Source organism: Streptomyces sp. NBC_00569, assembly GCF_036345255.1.
In the GTDB taxonomy this organism is placed as follows: domain Bacteria; phylum Actinomycetota; class Actinomycetes; order Streptomycetales; family Streptomycetaceae; genus Streptomyces.
In genome coordinates this window covers 8,687,729-8,700,289 of the sequence record NZ_CP107783.1, presented here as the reverse complement: position 1 = coordinate 8,700,289, position 12,561 = coordinate 8,687,729, and the positions used below count along the sequence as shown (strand labels likewise).

The following is a 12,561-nucleotide window of genomic DNA, read 5'->3' as shown; positions in this document are numbered from 1 at the left end:
GCCGGGACCGGGCAACTGCCGGTCCCGGCCGCGTTGTTCACGCCGTGACCGGGGTGAACTGCACCGGCAGGGACTGCGGGCCGCGGGTGAACACCCCTTGTTCCACCGGGTCGAAGCCATCGGCGAGCCGCACGTCCGGCATCGCGTCGAGGAGCTGGCCCACGCCGATCTCGACCTCGGCCTTGGCGAGCAGCGCCCCGACGCAGAAGTGCCGGCCGAGCGCGAAGGACAGATGGTCGGCCGCCGCCGAGAACGCGTTCGTGGCGGTGAGGTCCTCGCGGAAGATGTCGAAGCGGTCGGGATCCGTGTAGCGGTCCGCGTCGCGGTTGGCGGCGCCGATCAGACAGGTGACGGTCGCTCCCGCGGGGATCGTGCCGCCGCTCACCTCCACGTCCGTCGCCGACTGGCGCATGATCATGTGTACGGGCGGGGTGTAGCGCAGCGTCTCGGCGAAAGCGCGGGCGATCAGCGTGCGGTCCTTGCGGACGGCGTCGAGCTGCTCGGGGTGGGTGAGCAGGTTGGCGAAGATGCTGGCGATGGCCTTGTCGGTGGTCTCGCCGCCGGCCGCGAGGAGCAGGCTGCAGAACGCCTTGATGTCCTCGTCGCTCATGCGGACGCCGTCGACCTCGGCGGCGCAGAGCGAGGAGAGCAGGTCGTCGCCGAGGTTGTCCCGGCGCTGCCGGATGATCGGGATCATGTACTCGGCGAACTCGACGCGGGTGCGCTCACCGGCCGCCGTGACGTCCTTGTCCCCGGACAGGTTGCCGAGGAACGCGATGACGGTGGTGTACCAGCCGTGGAAGCGCGCGTGGTCCGCCTTGTCCAGGCCCAGCATGTCGGCGATCACGTTGACGGGGAAGCGGGTGGCGTACGCGCCCACGAGGTCGACGGAGCCGGTGGCGCGGAACGTGTCGATCAGTTCGCGGGAGTTGCGCTCGATGACCGGCAGGAACTTCTCCTGGAGGTCGCTTCCGCGGAACGCCGGTGCGACGAGGGCGCGGCGGACTGCGTGCTCACGCCCGCTGAGCTGGAGGATCGTCTTGCCGTGCACCGGCTCGATCTGCCAGTTGTAGTTGTCCGTCGTGAACTGCGACTCCTTGTCCTTGAAGACGCGCTCGACATCGGCGTACCGCGAGATGACGTAACTCTGTGTGGCCTCGTGCCAGATGAGCGGAGAGTGCTCACGCATGGCCGCGTAGGCCGGGTACGGATTCTCGGCGAACTCCGGCGACAGTATGTCGGGGACCTGTGCGGTGGACATGAAGCTCCCTCGGTCAGTAACAGGCAACGCCCACCAGGTTATTGATCATCCGTCGGCGGAGACAGACCCCCTCACGGTTTCGGTGCGAAGGTCGGCGTGGTAGGCCGGGGCGCTCACTCGCCGGAGCGGCAGATGATGAAGTCGGGGAAGACGTGGCGGCCGGTCCGGTCGCCGATCTCATCGATCGCACGGCGGATGTCCCGCAGTTGCTCCACCGTCATCTCCAGGGGTGGCTCGTCCGGCTGACAGGTCGTCAGGACGGGGTGATCGACCCCCGGCTCGCCGCTCATCTCGATGTGGCAGCCCAGGACGTGGGTGACCGTCCGGGTGGCCGCGAACTCGACCATGCGGTCGATGGACTCGGTGAACGCCGCCCAGTCCTCGACGTACAGCCGCCCGGGATAGACCGTGTCCCCGGTGAGCAGGAACCCAGTGTGCGGGTCGTAGTAGGTGACGGCCGCCGCATGGTGGCCCGGGGTGGCCAGGCACTCCAGGACGCGGCCGCCCAGGTCGACCCGGGCCACTCGCCCTTGATCGTCCGCGAATCCGAAGAACTCCCAGGCGCTGTCACGGTCCGCCCCGACCACGCGCGTGTGCGGCCGGTCGGCGAACTGGGCATCCGCCGCCACGTGGTCCCCGTGGGCATGCGTGTGCAGGACGAGGAGTTCATAGGCGTCCCGGGGGTGCTCCGCCAGCCAGTCCCCGATGAGCCCGTCGACGACCCGGCGCAGGGGGAAGTACTCGGCGGACGCGGTGGCTCCCGTGTCGATGAGTACGGCACGCGCGTTGCCGAACAGCAGAAACAGGAAGGGTGCCTCGTAATGCACGGCCATGTTCTGGCGCAGGACGACCGTGTGCTCGTCATAGAGGTGCGCCTGGATGTCCGGGTCGGTGTTGTGCTTCGCCGACTCCGATCCATGGATCCAGCTCACGTCCAGCGCCAGCGGCACGGGCCCCTCGGTCACGAAGTCGACCGGCCGCGCGGTCCCACCCATTCCGCCTCCTTGAGAGAGTCGCCCTCCGAGGGCGTCATCCAGGCCTCCGCACCGGGCTGAACGCGTGACCTGGGTAACGCGGAGGGGGGCCGAGCCTGTGAAGCACCCCATAGGAGCCAGATCACATACTAGAGGCGGTAGTAGCGGACAGCGCCGCCCAGCGGTGCACAGAGAGCATCACATCGGTTCATTTCGGACATTCCTCCGTAGTGGGGTAGTACGTCACATCCTTGCGCCCCCTCTCGGGCATCGCTAACTATGGCTGTCGTCCCGGAGAGCGGGTCGGAGCACGAGCCAAGGCGTTCGCTCCGGACCCCCGGGTCAGGACGCGGATCTCCACTCCGCTCCCAGCGCCACCACACGGCCGGCGCCGCACGATGTCCCCGAGCATGAAGAGGTAATCCCGTATGGCCTTCTCCACTCAGATCACCGCTGCCGCCCGCCCCACCCGCTTCAAGCGCGCCACCGTCACGGTCCTGGCCGCCGCCGGTCTCGCGGGCGCTGCACTGACCTTCGCCCCGTCCCCCGCGCAGGCCGCCGAGCCCGCCGCGGCGCCGAAGGCCGCTCCCTCGGTGTCGACGAAGAAGGCCACCGACGGGAACAACGTCGACGCCTGGATCAACGAGGCCCTCAAGGTCATGAAGGCCAAGGGCATCCCCGGCTCCTACGAGGGTCTGCACCGCAACATCATGCGTGAGTCGTCCGGCAACCCGAATGCCGTGAACGGCTACGACGTCAACGCGGTCAAGGGCACCCCGTCCAAGGGCCTGCTGCAGGTGATCCAGCCGACCTTCAACGCGTACCACGTCGCCGGCACCGCCAACAGCCTGACGGACCCGGTCGCCAACATCACCGCGGCCGCCAACTACGCCGCCGACCGCTACGGCTCCATCGACAACGTCAACTCCGCGTACTGAGCCGTCGTCACCACACGCCGCAACTGATCCACGGCACACCTCAACCCTCGAACGGAGGGCAGCGCCCATGCCGCACAACAGCGGAGACGAAGGGCACGCGCCCTCAGCCGACGCCCTTGACCACCCCGGATACGGGTCCGCGAACCTGCACCGCTCACGTGGCAGGTCCCGCAGGAAACGGCTGCGCGTCATCACGTACAGCGCACTCGGCGCCGTCCTTGTCGGCGGCGGTGGTGCGGCCTACGCGTGGTCACACCTGAACGGGAACCTCAAGGGCACGGACATCAACGCCGTACTGGGCGAGAACCGCCCTGACGCGGGCCACGACGGGGCGATGAACATCCTCCTCCTCGGCTCCGACTCGCGCGCCGGTACACACGGCAAGTACGGCAGGGGCGTCACCGGCGCCCGCTCGGACACGGCGATGGTGCTGCACGTCGACAAGAGCCACAAAATGGCCTCCGTCGTCAGCATCCCCCGCGACACGATGGTCGACCGGCCGCAGTGCGCGAAGCCGTCGGGCGGCACGGCACCGGGCGAGCATCAGTCGATGTTCAACGCGGCGTACCAGGTGGGCGGCCCCGCCTGCACCGTGAAGACGGTGGAGAAGATGTCGGGCGTCCGCATGGACCACTATCTCGAGGTCGACTTCAAGGGCTTCCAGAAGTTCGTCGACGAGCTCGGTGGTGTCGACATCACCACCCACCGGGCCATCAAGGACACCAGCAGCCATCTGTCCCTGAGCGCAGGCAAGCACACCCTCAAGGGTGAACAGGCACTGGCACTCGTGCGGACCAGGCACGCCGTCGGCGACGGCAGCGACCTGGGCCGGATCCAGCTCCAGCAGACCTTCATCAAGGCACTGATCCACCGCGCCGAGTCGATCGGCGTGCTCAGCAACCCCGCCAGGACGTACGAACTCGCCGACACCGCGACCAAGACCGTGAGCGCCGACTCCGGTCTCGCCTCCGCGGACAAGCTGCTCGGCCTGGCGAAGGACCTGAAGGGCATCAGCCCCGACCACATGAACATGGTCACGCTGCCCGTCACTTACGACCCCCAGGACGCCGGCCGCGTCCTGCCGCTCACCAAGGCGTCCCACCAGGTCTGGCAGGCCCTGCGCGACGACCGGCCGATCCCGAGGTCCGCGACCGACAACTCGGTCGCCGCGCGGACCGACTCACCGGTGTCCACGGACACCTAGCGCCTCTCGACCCGTGCCGTCACGGCAGGTCGGTGCGGCCCAGCCAGACCGGCTTCACCGGCACCCCGTCCGCGTACCGGTCCACGGTCGGACCCGAGCGCGCCGGAGCGGCGTCCTCGGGCGGCACGGCGGGCGGGGGCGCTGCTTCCTCGGGCGGCGGCACGGGCGACGGCACCGGCGACGGCTGCGGCGCGGCGCTGTCCTTCACCAGTTCCGCGACCGTGAACCGGGAACTGAAGGTCTGCCAGGCACCGTCGATGACGAGCAGGAACCCGTCGGCGGTTCGGAAGATCCGAGTGCGCTTCGGACTGCGGGGGTGCTCCGGCGTGTAGCGCCCGATCCACTCCCCCAGCTCCGCCAGGGCCTCTTCACGTGAGCCCTCGACATGCGCGAGCACGGACGCCTCCATGTGCTTGCGCTCCCCCGTACCCACGGTCATCTCGACGATCAGCCCCCAAGTGGCCATGCGCCGCCCCCCTTTCCGCTCGTTCGGCTCACCCACAGCGTAGGTGGCGGCCCACCTGGGCGATCAGCAGTGGCGGGCCGGAACACCCGCTCGTAGCTTCGCCATATGACCAAGCGACAGATTGCGTACCTCGCATGCACCGCGGCCGTCGTCGCGTCGAGCGTGGGGGCCGCGGCCCCGTCGGCCGACTGCCGGACGGTGCACCGTGTGAAACCGGGCGAGTCGATCCAGAAAGCCGTGAACACGGCAAAGCCGGGAGACGTCATCGTCCTCTCCCCCGGCACCTTCCACGAGAGCGTCAACATCACCGTGTCCGGACTGACGCTGCGGGGCGCGAGCGCCCGGTCCACCGTCATCCTCCCCGGCACGAGGTCCGCCGACAACGCATGTGCCAAGGCCGGCAACGGCATCTGCGTGACCGGGACCAAGAGCAAGCCCGTCGAACGCGTCACCGTGCGCTCGCTGACCCTTCGTGGTTTCACCAAGAACGGTCTGTGGGCGACGGGTACCGACCGTCTCCGGATCGAGGGAGTGACCTCCGAGAAGAACGGCCAGTGGGGCATCGGCCAGGAACGGTCCGTGCGCGGGGTGGTCCGCCACGACACCGTCGCGGCCAACGGCGACGCCGGCCTCTTCCTGGGCAACACGGTCTACGCCGAGGAGGGAGCCCTGAACACCGATGGGACGGTGGTCAGCCACAACCGGATGCTCGGCAACCGGATCGGCGTCACCGTACGGCGGCTGCGGAACCTGGCGGTCGCGCACAACGAGGCGGCCGGCAACTGCGCCGCGATGATGCTCGTGGGTGACGAGAACAAACCGCGCCCCGGCGCACTGACGGTGCGGAACAACTACGTGCACGACAACAGCAAGTACTGTCCCGCGACCGCGCGCCTGCCCTACATCCAGGGGTCGGGCATCGTCCTCACCGGCGTCGAGGACTCGCTGCTGGCGGACAACAGCATCGTGAACAACGTGGGCAAGGCCCCGATGTCGGGCGGCATCGTGCTCGCCAAGAACTTCAAGGGTGCCCTCAACCAGCGCAACGAGATCCGCGACAACCTCGTGATGGGCAACACGACCGACCTGGTCACCCAGGACAAGGGCAAGGGCAACAAGTACCGCGACAACAGGTGCGCGGTGTCCGTGCCCGCCGGAAGGTGCTGAGGACCCATGCCATGTCCGCACACATCACGCCAGCAGAAGCGAGGCAGCAGATGACGACCGTCGATCAGGCTCCCCAGTCACCCATGCGTCTGCGGGAGCTGGTTTTCGGGGCCGCGTGCGCCGCCGCCGTACGCGCGGCCGCCCGCCTGGGCGTGGCCGACGCCCTGGACGACACGCCCATGAGCGTGGAGGACCTGGCGGCTGCGGTGGAGACCAAGCCGCTGACGCTGCGCCGGCTGCTGCGCGCACTGGCCAGCCAGGGCGTCTTCACGGAGCGCCCGGACGGCACGTTCGCGCACACGGACATGTCCCGGCTCCTGCGCGAGGACGACCCGCACAGCCTGCGCTACATCGCGCTGTGGTGCACCGAGCCGTGGACCTGGAACGTCTGGCCGAAGCTCGACGAGGCGGTGCGCCACGGCCGCAACGTCTTCGAGGACGTGTACGAAGCTGAGTTCTTCACCTATCTCAACCAGGAGGCTCCCGAGTCGGCGCACGTGTTCAACCGCGCCATGACGACATCCAGCGAGCAGTCCGCGCGCGACGTCGCCGCCCTCCTCGATCTGGAGGGAATGGCCTCGGTCGCGGACATCGGCGGCGGTCAAGGGCAGGTCGTGGCCAGCCTGCTGGAGAAGCACCCCGACATGCACGGCACGCTGCTCGACCTGCCGGGCGTGGTCGAGAACGCCGATGCGCGCCTGCGCGAGGGCGGTGCGCTGTCCTCACGGGTGCGCATCATCGCCGGTGACTGCCGCGAGGACATCCCGGTCCAGGCGGATGTCTACATCATCAAGAACATCCTGGAGTGGGACGACGACAGCACCCGCAGGGCGCTGGCCAACGTCCGCAAGGCGGCGCGGCCCGGTGCCCGCGTCATCGTCATCGAGAACCTCGTCGACGACACCCCGTCGATGAAGTTCACGACGTCCATGGACCTGCTGCTGCTCCTCAACGTCGGTGGCGCCAAGCACACCCGGCTGAGCATGGTCGAGCGGCTGACGGACGCGGGTCTCGTCCTCGGCGAGGTCCGTCCCGTCAACGCGTATCTGCACGCCTTCGAGTGCACCGTGCCCGCCTGACCCGCACACGGTCTCCGGACACAACCCGAGGCCGCCGGCTCCGCGTCTGACGCGGGACCGGCGGCCTCGGGTTGTGTCGTGCCCTCACTCAGGAGGGGTTGTTCCGGTCCCAGTGGTAGAAGCGGTGCGCCATGGCGTCCTTGGGGCTGCGCCATGTCTGCGGGTCGTACGCGCTGACGTACGCCGACAGCTGATCGCTGATACTGCGGAACTCGGGGTGGCCGGCCACCTGCGCGATGGCGGGCGCCGGGTCCTTGTCGGACTCGATGAGGTGCAGGTACACGTCGCCGAACTGGAACAGGCTACGGCTCTTGACGCCGATCAGACGCGGGAGCTCACCTCGGTCCGAGTCGGCGAACACGTCGGAGATCGCCGGCGCCGAACCGGGCGCCATGCGGGCGACGATCAGGGCGTGATGCATCGGGTTTCCTTCCTGGACGGGCGGTCGGCGATCAGCGGGGCACGGCGGCCTTCTGTCGGTCACGGGCGACCCGCTCGATCTGGTCGCGGATGAGGCCCATCTGCGTGACGGAGTTGCGGTTGATGTTGTCCGTCATCCAGGCGTCGTCGACCGGGGCCTCGGGCTTCATGGCGAAGTCCTGCACCCAGTCCATACGGGTGCCTTCCGGGGTCTCCTTGTAGTCCCACCGGATGTCCATGTGCGCGAAGGGCCCGGTCTCGACACGGCGGGCACGCACGGTCCGCTTCGCGCGGTCCATGGTCCGCTCCGAGACCCAGCTCCAGACCTTCCCGTTGTCGTCCGGGTGCATGGTCAGGCGGAAGGTCGTCGTGTCGCCCTCGCGGGAGAGCACTTCGAGGGACGCGTACTCGCTGAAGAGCTGCGGCCAGTTCTCGATGTCGTTGGTGATGTCCCAGACGAGGTCGAGGGGGGCGTCGATGGTGATGCTGTTCTCTGTGTGTCCGGACATGTCAGGCTCCAGCCTTGAGGGTGCTGTTGACGAGGTCCAGGAACTCGCGGGGCGTCTTGCAGCGCTCCGAGTCCTGGGGCAGCGACTGGCCGTACCGGTTCTCGAGCTCGCCCACGATGCCGAGCAGGCCGAGGGAGTCGAGGCCGACGGAGTCGAACGGGAAGTCCGGCGACTGCTTGAGTTGCTGGGGGTCCACGGTGACTCCGGCCGCCTTCTTCATGAGGCCGGCCAGATCGTCGAAGGTCAGTTCTGCGGTGATCATGCGGGTGTTCTCCTTCCCGCCCGGTCCTATCGGGCGGAGTCGCCGCCGCGGCGCACTACCAGCGCCGCGTTGGAACCCATGAGTCCCCTGCTGAGGACCAGGGCCGTGCGCAGCTCGGCGGGGCGAGCGCGAGACATCACCAGGTCGAGGTCGTGGCAGATGTCGAACACGTTGGGTGTGGGGGGTACGAGGCCGTTCTCCATGGCGAACACGGCGGAGGCGACGTCCAGCACGGGCGCCGCGCAGTAGGCCCGCCCCGTACCGGTCTTGGGTGCCGTGACGGGGACGCGGCTGCCGTGCGCGCCCAGGGCGTCGGCGATGGCCAGCGCCTCGGCACGGTCCGCCTCCGGTACGCCCATGGCGTCGGCGAAGACGACGTCGATCTCCTCCGGGGCGCAGCCCGCCTCGTCGAGGGCGCCCTTGATCGCGCGGGCGAGCCCTTCCCGGGACTCCTCCCAGCGGGAGGCGCCGGTGAAGGTGGCCGAGTGACCGGCCACCACGGCCCGGACGTCCGTCCCCCGTTCGCGGGCGCGGTTCTCGTCCTCGACGACGAGCATCGCGCCGCCCTCGGCGGGCGCGAACCCGCAGGCCTTCTCGGTGAAGGGCAGGTAGGCCCGGTCGGGGTCCTCGGCGGTGCTGAGTTCGGGGTAGCCGAGCTGGCACACCATCGAGTACGGGGCGATGGGTGCCTCGGCGGATCCGACGACCATGGCGCCGGTTCCGCGCCGTACGGCGCGGGCCGCGTGCGCGATGGCGTCCAGACCGCCCGCCTCGTCGCTCGCGACCACTCCGCACGGCCCCTTGAAGCCGCTCCAGATGGAGACCTGTCCGGTGGTGGCGGCGTAGAACCAGGCGATGGACTGGTAGGGGCCAACGAACTTGGAGCCCTGCCCCCACAGCTTCTGGAGCTCCCGCTGTCCGAACTCACCGCCGCCGGAACCGGCCGCGGTGACCACGCCGATGGAGTACGGCTCCGCGGGGTCACCGCGGCCGAGCCCGGCTTCGTCGAGGGCGAGCGCGGCAGCGGCCATACCGAAGTGCGTGAACCGGTCCGTCTGGACGAGGAACCGCTCGTCGATGAGGCCTGCGGGATCGAAGCCGCGGACCTCACCGCCGACGCGGAGCGGCATGTTCTCGCATCCCTCGCGGGTGATCCGGTCCAGGGCGCCGAGGCCCTCCCGGACGGATTTCCAGTACGCGTCGGCGTGCAGTCCGTTGGGCGCGATCACACCGATCCCGGTGATGGCCGCGCCGCGGGCGCGTTCACTGCTCATCGTGTCCTCCCACCTGGTTCCGTCAGAAGCACCGCGGACTGGAATCCGCCGAATCCGCTGCCGACGGAGAGCACGTTCCGCAGCTTTCGCGGGCGTGCGGTGCGCGGTACGTAGTCCAGGTCGCACTCGGGGTCGGGGGTCTCGTAGTTCGCCGTCGGCGGCACCACCTGGTGCTTCATGGCAAGGACGCAGGCGACCACCTCGATCGCGCCGATCGCGCCCAGGGAGTGCCCCACCATGGATTTGATGGAGCTCATGGGTGTGTCGTAGGCGTGAGCTCCCAGGGACACCTTGACGGCGGCCGTCTCGTGGCGGTCGTTCTGTCTGGTGCCCGAACCGTGGGCGTTGACGTAGTCGATCAGCGTGGGGTCGAGGCGGGCCTGGCCGAGCGCGTTGTCGATCGCCCGGGCCATCTCCAGGCCTTCGCTGGTCAGACCGGTCATGTGGTAGGCGTTGCCGTAGGTGGCGTAGCCGCTGAGCTCGCAGTAGATGTGCGCGCCGCGCGCACGGGCGTGCTCGTAGTCCTCAAGGACGAGCACCGCGGCGCCCTCGCCCATCACGAAGCCGTTGCGGTCGGCGTCGAAGGGGCGGGAGGCGTGCTCGGGGTCGTCGTTGTTGGGCGACGTCGCCTTGATGGCGTCGAAGCACGCCATCGTGATCGGGGAGATCGGCGAGTCCGACGCCCCGGCGATGCAGATGTCGGCGCGGCCTTCCTCGATGGTGTGGAAGGCGTAGCCGACCGCGTCGAGCCCGGAGGTGCAGCCGGTGGATACCGTCTGCACCGGACCCTGGGCACCGAACTGCTCGGCGACGACCGAGGCGAGTGTGCTCGGCGAGAACGCCATGTGCAGTTTCGGTTCGGCCGCGCGGTGGTCCACGTCCCACCGCTTCCCGCCCTCGCTGACCAGCACGTAGTCACGCTCCAGGCGGGTGGTGCCGCCGATGGCGCTGCCGAGGGACACTCCGATGCGCCAGGGGTCCTCGACCCCGGTGTCGAGTCCGGAGTCCTTGACGGCTTCGTCGGCGGCTATGACCGCGAACTGGATGTACCGGTCGGCGTGTTCGACCAGGTCCGGGTCGAGGCCGTGTGCGACCGGGTCCAGGTCGCACTCGGCGGCTATGCGTGAGCGCAGGCCCACCGGGTCGAAGAGCGTGATGCCGCGGGTCGCGGTACGGCCGCTGGCGAGAAGGTCCCAGAACGCGCTCGCCCCGATACCACCCGGGGCGACTACACCGACTCCGGTGACAGCCACCCGCCGGGTCACCTTATGGCCCCACTACGCTCGGACGCCTGTCCGTGTTCTGGCGCGGTCAGGTCCGGGCCACCGGTGATGAACCCGGGGCCGGCTTCGGCGCCCTCGGTCTCCTCCGTGTCGACGTGGCCGAGGCTGGGGCGCGGGGCGAGCGGGCCGAGGTGGAAGACCATGCGGGCCTCCACGTCGCCGACGTTGCGGAAGCGATGCCGCATGTTGATCGGGATCAACAGGCCCTGGTCCGGGCGGAGTTCATGTGTCTCGCCGTCCAGGTCCACCTCGAGGGCGCCGTTGACGACGTAGACGAACTCCTCCGAGTACGGGTGGTAGTGCTCGCCGATGCGCTCGCCGGGCTGGACGAGGGCCAGGCCCATGAAGCCGCTGGTGGAACCGACCGTCGCCGGCGTGAGCATGGCCCGCAGGTCACCTCCTCGGCGGCGGTTGGGTTCGGTCTCGCTCAGGTCCACGATGCGTGGATTCTTGGTCATGGTTGATACCTCCGGGTGCGGCGGTGGTGTCCGGGGCAGCACCCACGGACACCCCCGCGGTTGTCCGTCAGGAACCCGCCGAGCTGCGGTCGGTGATGGGCATCATGTCGGCGTGCGACAGGAGCCGGTTGATGTTGCGCTCCGTCTGCAGGGAGCCCTCGACACCGATGGCTGCGCCGTCGAGGAGCTGCTCGAGCTCCGCGCTCTTCTTGGCGCCCTTGATGCCCAGGGAGGCGGCGGGGTCGCTGTCGAGCTCACCGGTGATGTCGATGAGACGCACCACGGTGTCGTCGCGCTGGAAGACGGTGCTGCCGTACACCGGGTTGTCCGGGTCGTCCGCCGCGGTCGCGTCCTGCTCGGCCAGCAGCCGGGCCAGATCCATCCCGCGGCCCTTCTTGGCCGGGTAGTACAGGGCGTGACGCCGCAGGTCGCGCGGCTCCGGTACGTCGGACACCACATGGTGGACGGCCGGGAGCGCGGCCCGGGTGAAGAAGACACGCGCCGAATCGGCGTCGGTCAGGTCCCGGTGCTGCTCGAGGTAGGGGTTGATGGCTTCCTCGACCGCCTGCACCTCGGGCTGGCGGGCCACGTGGCGCAGCGCGGCGAGGAGGTCGCCCTCCACCTCCACGGCACGCACGACGCGGTTGCCGTGCATGAAGAGCGAGGTGCGGCGCAGGCGGGTGGTCTCGTCGACCTGGGCCTCGGGCGACTCGTACCCGGCCAGGATCTCCGCGACCTTCGACTCGGAGCCCGGCTTGACGGTGAAGGTGAGGGCGTGGCGCGCCGCGCCGTCGCCCACCCGGGCCGCCACCGCGTTCGCCGCCGCCGGCGCCCGCGTGACCTGCTCGGCGGGGTTGGTCTCCCGGAGGATGCTGTACCGCATCGACCGGGTGTCCTTGACGCAGCTGTGCATCGGCCTGACGGTCTCGACGTGCTCCTCGCTGTTCACCCAGGCGAGGAAGGGCGGGGCGCTCTCCCACTCGCTGGTGATGAGCCACTGCGAGGGGTTCTCGATCGACTGGCAGAGCTGGTCACTGAGGTGACCGGGCACGGACGCGACCTGATTGCGCATGTGCTCGTACGCGTCCAGGAACTGCTGCTGGGCTCCCTCGTACAGATCGAGCAGGAGGATCACTCGCAACCTCGAACCGTCGAAGGCCGACTGCGATATGCGTCCTGAGATGGGGGTCATACGGCGCACCTCTCCTCTTCCTCACCGAAGATCAAGAACGACCACCGCGTCCGAAATGCCGGGGTCGCCATGAG

The 12,561-nt window shown here is 69.1% G+C and carries 14 protein-coding genes; 4 read left to right on the top strand and 10 right to left on the bottom strand.

Features of this window, described 5'->3' with window-relative positions; translation table 11 throughout:
* Positions 1 to 37: 37 nt before the first annotated feature.
* Positions 38 to 1,261, bottom strand: coding sequence for a cytochrome P450 (locus OHO83_RS39265; protein ID WP_266667255.1), 1,224 nt, complete (start codon positions 1,259 to 1,261; stop codon positions 38 to 40).
* A gap of 113 nt (positions 1,262 to 1,374) precedes the next feature.
* Complete coding sequence (locus OHO83_RS39260; protein WP_266667257.1) at positions 1,375 to 2,256, bottom strand: MBL fold metallo-hydrolase; 882 nt, start codon at positions 2,254 to 2,256, stop codon at positions 1,375 to 1,377.
* 407 nt (positions 2,257 to 2,663) lie between these two features.
* Here OHO83_RS39260 and OHO83_RS39255 point away from each other — a divergent pair, with 407 nt between their 5' ends.
* Both OHO83_RS39255 and OHO83_RS39250 read left to right on the top strand, forming a co-directional pair.
* Complete coding sequence (locus OHO83_RS39255) at positions 2,664 to 3,173, top strand: transglycosylase SLT domain-containing protein (protein WP_266567632.1); 510 nt, start codon at positions 2,664 to 2,666, stop codon at positions 3,171 to 3,173.
* A 67-nt stretch (positions 3,174 to 3,240) separates the two neighbouring features.
* Positions 3,241 to 4,377 carry an LCP family protein gene (locus OHO83_RS39250; RefSeq protein ID WP_266667259.1) on the top strand — a complete coding sequence of 379 codons (1,137 nt, stop codon included), beginning with the start codon at positions 3,241 to 3,243 and terminating at the stop codon, positions 4,375 to 4,377.
* 19 nt (positions 4,378 to 4,396) lie between these two features.
* On the opposite strand, the gene OHO83_RS39245 is transcribed toward OHO83_RS39250, so the two are convergent.
* Positions 4,397 to 4,843 carry a hypothetical protein gene (locus OHO83_RS39245; protein ID WP_266667261.1) on the bottom strand — a complete coding sequence of 149 codons (447 nt, stop codon included), beginning with the start codon at positions 4,841 to 4,843 and terminating at the stop codon, positions 4,397 to 4,399.
* Between the two features lie 105 nt (positions 4,844 to 4,948).
* Here OHO83_RS39245 and OHO83_RS39240 point away from each other — a divergent pair, with 105 nt between their 5' ends.
* Together OHO83_RS39240 and OHO83_RS39235 are read left to right on the top strand one after the other, a co-directional pair.
* Positions 4,949 to 6,010, top strand: a complete 1,062-nt coding sequence (locus OHO83_RS39240) for a right-handed parallel beta-helix repeat-containing protein (protein WP_266667263.1) — start codon at positions 4,949 to 4,951, stop codon at positions 6,008 to 6,010.
* A gap of 50 nt (positions 6,011 to 6,060) precedes the next feature.
* Positions 6,061 to 7,089: a methyltransferase gene (locus OHO83_RS39235; RefSeq protein ID WP_266676135.1), complete on the top strand. Its 1,029-nt coding sequence runs from the start codon at positions 6,061 to 6,063 to the stop codon at positions 7,087 to 7,089.
* Positions 7,090 to 7,177: 88 nt separating this feature from the next.
* Here OHO83_RS39235 and OHO83_RS39230 read toward each other — a convergent pair whose 3' ends face one another.
* From OHO83_RS39230 to OHO83_RS39200, 7 genes are all read right to left on the bottom strand, one after another.
* Positions 7,178 to 7,510, bottom strand: a complete 333-nt coding sequence (locus OHO83_RS39230) for a TcmI family type II polyketide cyclase (protein ID WP_266667265.1) — start codon at positions 7,508 to 7,510, stop codon at positions 7,178 to 7,180.
* A gap of 31 nt (positions 7,511 to 7,541) precedes the next feature.
* Entirely contained in the window at positions 7,542 to 8,018 is a 477-nt protein-coding gene (locus tag OHO83_RS39225; protein ID WP_266667267.1) for an SRPBCC family protein, read from the bottom strand.
* 1 nt (position 8,019) lies between these two features.
* Positions 8,020 to 8,280, bottom strand: a complete 261-nt coding sequence (locus tag OHO83_RS39220) for an acyl carrier protein (RefSeq protein ID WP_266667269.1) — start codon at positions 8,278 to 8,280, stop codon at positions 8,020 to 8,022.
* A 26-nt stretch (positions 8,281 to 8,306) separates the two neighbouring features.
* Complete coding sequence (locus tag OHO83_RS39215) at positions 8,307 to 9,554, bottom strand: ketosynthase chain-length factor (RefSeq protein WP_266667271.1); 1,248 nt, start codon at positions 9,552 to 9,554, stop codon at positions 8,307 to 8,309.
* A complete protein-coding gene (locus OHO83_RS39210; RefSeq protein ID WP_266667273.1) occupies positions 9,551 to 10,819 on the bottom strand; it encodes a beta-ketoacyl-[acyl-carrier-protein] synthase family protein in 1,269 nt (422 codons plus the stop codon). The genes OHO83_RS39215 and OHO83_RS39210 overlap by 4 nt, the downstream gene beginning before the upstream one ends.
* Positions 10,816 to 11,295, bottom strand: a complete 480-nt coding sequence (locus OHO83_RS39205; RefSeq protein WP_266667275.1) for a cupin domain-containing protein — start codon at positions 11,293 to 11,295, stop codon at positions 10,816 to 10,818. Before OHO83_RS39205 ends, OHO83_RS39210 begins: the two co-directional genes overlap by 4 nt.
* A 67-nt stretch (positions 11,296 to 11,362) precedes the next feature.
* Positions 11,363 to 12,487 carry a SchA/CurD-like domain-containing protein gene (locus tag OHO83_RS39200; RefSeq protein WP_266667277.1) on the bottom strand — a complete coding sequence of 375 codons (1,125 nt, stop codon included), beginning with the start codon at positions 12,485 to 12,487 and terminating at the stop codon, positions 11,363 to 11,365.
* Between the last annotated feature and the right edge of the window lie 74 nt (positions 12,488 to 12,561).

Bases quoted from the DNA above. Each gene is read 5' to 3' on its own strand.
- OHO83_RS39240 (WP_266667263.1), top strand. From the start codon at position 4,949: ATGACCAAGCGACAGATTGCGTACCTCGCATGCACCGCGGCCGTCGTC.
- OHO83_RS39245 (WP_266667261.1), bottom strand. From the start codon at position 4,843: ATGGCCACTTGGGGGCTGATCGTCGAGATGACCGTGGGTACGGGGGAG.
- OHO83_RS39260 (WP_266667257.1), bottom strand. From the start codon at position 2,256: ATGGGTGGGACCGCGCGGCCGGTCGACTTCGTGACCGAGGGGCCCGTG.
- OHO83_RS39225 (WP_266667267.1), bottom strand. From the start codon at position 8,018: ATGTCCGGACACACAGAGAACAGCATCACCATCGACGCCCCCCTCGAC.
- OHO83_RS39205 (WP_266667275.1), bottom strand. From the start codon at position 11,295: ATGACCAAGAATCCACGCATCGTGGACCTGAGCGAGACCGAACCCAAC.
- OHO83_RS39215 (WP_266667271.1), bottom strand. From the start codon at position 9,554: ATGAGCAGTGAACGCGCCCGCGGCGCGGCCATCACCGGGATCGGTGTG.
- OHO83_RS39235 (WP_266676135.1), top strand. From the start codon at position 6,061: ATGACGACCGTCGATCAGGCTCCCCAGTCACCCATGCGTCTGCGGGAG.
- OHO83_RS39265 (WP_266667255.1), bottom strand. From the start codon at position 1,261: ATGTCCACCGCACAGGTCCCCGACATACTGTCGCCGGAGTTCGCCGAG.
- OHO83_RS39250 (WP_266667259.1), top strand. From the start codon at position 3,241: ATGCCGCACAACAGCGGAGACGAAGGGCACGCGCCCTCAGCCGACGCC.
- OHO83_RS39255 (WP_266567632.1), top strand. From the start codon at position 2,664: ATGGCCTTCTCCACTCAGATCACCGCTGCCGCCCGCCCCACCCGCTTC.
- OHO83_RS39220 (WP_266667269.1), bottom strand. From the start codon at position 8,280: ATGATCACCGCAGAACTGACCTTCGACGATCTGGCCGGCCTCATGAAG.
- OHO83_RS39230 (WP_266667265.1), bottom strand. From the start codon at position 7,510: ATGCATCACGCCCTGATCGTCGCCCGCATGGCGCCCGGTTCGGCGCCG.
- OHO83_RS39200 (WP_266667277.1), bottom strand. From the start codon at position 12,487: ATGACCCCCATCTCAGGACGCATATCGCAGTCGGCCTTCGACGGTTCG.